The 2,668-nt window shown below is 36.4% G+C and carries 3 protein-coding genes and 1 pseudogene; 1 reads left to right on the top strand and 3 read right to left on the bottom strand.

Annotated features, from left to right (window positions below; all coding sequences use genetic code 11):
* Window positions 1-1,078: thioredoxin domain-containing protein (locus WBM70_RS07285; RefSeq protein ID WP_424557838.1), on the bottom strand; the 1,078-nt coding region annotated here is incomplete at its 3' end.
* Between the two features lie 51 nt (window positions 1,079-1,129).
* Between WBM70_RS07285 and WBM70_RS07280 the strand changes: the two genes are divergently transcribed.
* Window positions 1,130-1,468: a TraR/DksA family transcriptional regulator gene (locus WBM70_RS07280; protein ID WP_424557837.1), complete on the top strand. Its 339-nt coding sequence runs from the start codon at window positions 1,130-1,132 to the stop codon at window positions 1,466-1,468.
* On the opposite strand, the gene WBM70_RS07275 is transcribed toward WBM70_RS07280, so the two are convergent.
* Both WBM70_RS07275 and WBM70_RS07270 read right to left on the bottom strand, forming a co-directional pair.
* Window positions 1,463-2,116 (bottom strand): LexA family transcriptional regulator, encoded by a 654-nt coding sequence (locus WBM70_RS07275; RefSeq protein WP_424557836.1) that lies wholly within the window; start codon window positions 2,114-2,116, stop codon window positions 1,463-1,465. The two genes, WBM70_RS07280 and WBM70_RS07275, sit on opposite strands and share 6 nt — an antisense overlap.
* A 240-nt stretch (window positions 2,117-2,356) precedes the next feature.
* A pseudogene (locus tag WBM70_RS07270) lies at window positions 2,357-2,668 on the bottom strand (molybdopterin molybdenumtransferase MoeA); the annotation flags it as partial.

Below are 2,668 nucleotides of genomic sequence, written 5' to 3'. Positions count from 1 at the left end.
CCAGTAGATCTTTTTTTACTTCCACATATTCATAGATGAAGTACCCTCCCTCTTCACCTTCACTGTCTGCATCACTAGCAGAGAGATACACACCCTCTTTCATAAAATGCTTTTCCATTTGTGTAATGGTTTCATTCACTACTTTTTTGTACAAAGGGTCTGCTGTCAGTCTATACATATTTACATACAGAGGGATGAGCTCTGCATTGGTATAAAGCATCTTTTCAAAATGAGGGATCTGCCACTGATAATCTGTGGTGTAACGGAAAAAACCTCCACCTATCTGATCGTAGATACCTCCTTGTGCCATCTTTTTGAGTGTTTTTTCTGCCATATTAAATGCTTGTTTATTGCCATTTAATTTATAAATATCTATTAAAAGTGCTATCTTTGAGGCTTCTGGATATTTTGGTCTTGAAGCAAAACCTCCATTCTCTTTATCAAACTCTCCAGAAATTTCTTTTACCGCTGCATCCATTACTTTCAAACTCAACTTCTCTTTTAACTTTTCTTTTGCATTTCCGTTTAACTCTGCCTGTCTATGTTCTTCTACAAGTATTTGCAGTTGTTTTGTATTTTCTTTTTGTACTTGAATAAAAGAAGGCAGCATATTCATCATCCCTATGGAACCATACCCCTCTTCCTTGGGAATATAGGTAGCCACATGAAATACTTTTGCCTCAGGAGTCATGAAAACAGTCAACGGCCAGCCTCCTCTCTTCCCTCTCACTGATCTATATATCTTTTGATATTTCTTATCTAACTGAGGAAATTCTTCTCGGTCCACTTTAATAGATATATACCCTTCATTAAGCAATTTAGCTACTTCATCGGAAGTAAAACTCTCCTCTTCCATGACGTGACACCAGTGACAGGTACTGTATCCTATAGAGAGAAAAATAAGTTTTTTTTCTTTTTTTGCTTTATCAAAAGCTTCCTGGCCCCAAGGATACCAATTGACAGGGTTATGTACATGTTGTTGCAAATAGGGTGAGTCTTCTTTTGTAAGGGCATTCGTATGGTTATGTTCTGCCCACAAAAAAGTAAAAAGTGTGATAAAATATATTATTTTTCGCATTTTGTCCCATTTCATGTATAATAATCTCAATATACCATAAAGTAGCCGCAAATGACAGATGAAGAAAAAAGTCACATTAAAGAGCAGATAGAGCACGATATCATAACACTCAAAGAACAAATCGCCATACTAGAAGAAAAAGTAAAGCCCATCGCTCCGGACTGTTCACTCGGGAGACTTACCCGCTTAGAGGCCATGGGAGAACAGCATGTCAACAACAAAATACTAGATGAATCAAAATTACGTCTCTCTAGGCTCACAAATGCCCTTTTGCGGGTAGATAAGCCTATGTTTGGTATATGCATAGCGTGTGAAGAACCGATCGGCATAGGACGTATGAGCATACGTCCGGAGAGTGTCCGATGCGTGGAGTGTGCCAATAACCTATAAACTTTCTATATTCCCCACTACTTTACCTACGATACTTACTTCATCTGGAGAGATAACCTCCGGAGAATACATTTTATTGTCTGATATCAATTCTACCATTCCATCTGCTCTTTGACGGATTCGTTTAATAAAAAGTCCTGTGGTCGTTGAGGCAATAAAGATACCATCTTTATTGATGTTGGTTTGTTCTCTATCTACAAACACGATACTTCCATCTTGCAGTGTTGGTTCCATAGACTCACCATCTACATGAATGGCTTCGAGTTCTGTATTTCCCAATCCGACCATATTGTGCATGATCTTTTCATCTATTGAAATAGTCTCAAAATCTTCATCAAATCCATAGGCACCCCCACCTGCACTTGCACGGATATCTGCAAAATACCGTACTTGGAAGAATTTCTCTGTCTCCGCTTTAAGCATATCAACGGCTTGATCAAAGAAAAGCCAATTTACAGAGATCTTCTTGATTGCACAAAACTCCAATATCTCTTCATATGGGATAGAGTTTCGCTTTTTCATCGTTGCAAAAGTTGCCTGAGGGATATTCAGTGCATTTGCCACATCTTTGTCAAATACTTTTTTCCCTATGGTACTTTCTGAAAGTACATCTTTTAATTTTTCTATAATTTCACTCAATACTAACATTTTAACTCCTTTTTTATCTATATATGTCAAATTATAGGATATTTTTCTTAAAAGTATGACAATTTGTCATATTTTTTAAATATTTTTTATTTTATATATACAATTTGACATATTTAAACACAAAGGATTGAAAATGGATTTTAAAAGAAATAGAAAATTACTTAATGAAGCAATGAACTCAGGATGTAAAACAGTAGCAGAGCTTGCACTTTTCCTAAAGATACAAGCAAAAGTTGCAGCCTAGTCCAATAAAAGAATGCTTACTTCATCCCCAATATCTTTAGAAGTATCATCTTCTGAAGTAGCAAGCAGTGCTACATTACCTAACATGTTGGTAAGAATGGCAGAAGAACCTACTTTTTTGTCTTTGAAGTCAACATAGTATTCACCCTGTATAAGGTTTATATTGCAGGCAGTAAATTCTGCTTTTTTAGCACGTTTGACAAATGCCTCAGCCAATTTGGCTTTGACCTTACGTAAAGAGGACTTTCCATGTTGAAGTTTTTCTATAAATGGAACCAAGTACAATAGTGCTGTGACCGTAGAAGAATA

Origin of the sequence: Sulfurovum sp. (assembly GCF_049668085.1) — a bacterium.
Classification (GTDB): Bacteria; Campylobacterota; Campylobacteria; order Campylobacterales; family Sulfurovaceae; genus Sulfurovum.
The sequence above is the reverse complement of the archived record's forward strand: the minus strand, read 5'-3'. Positions and strand labels throughout refer to the sequence as shown.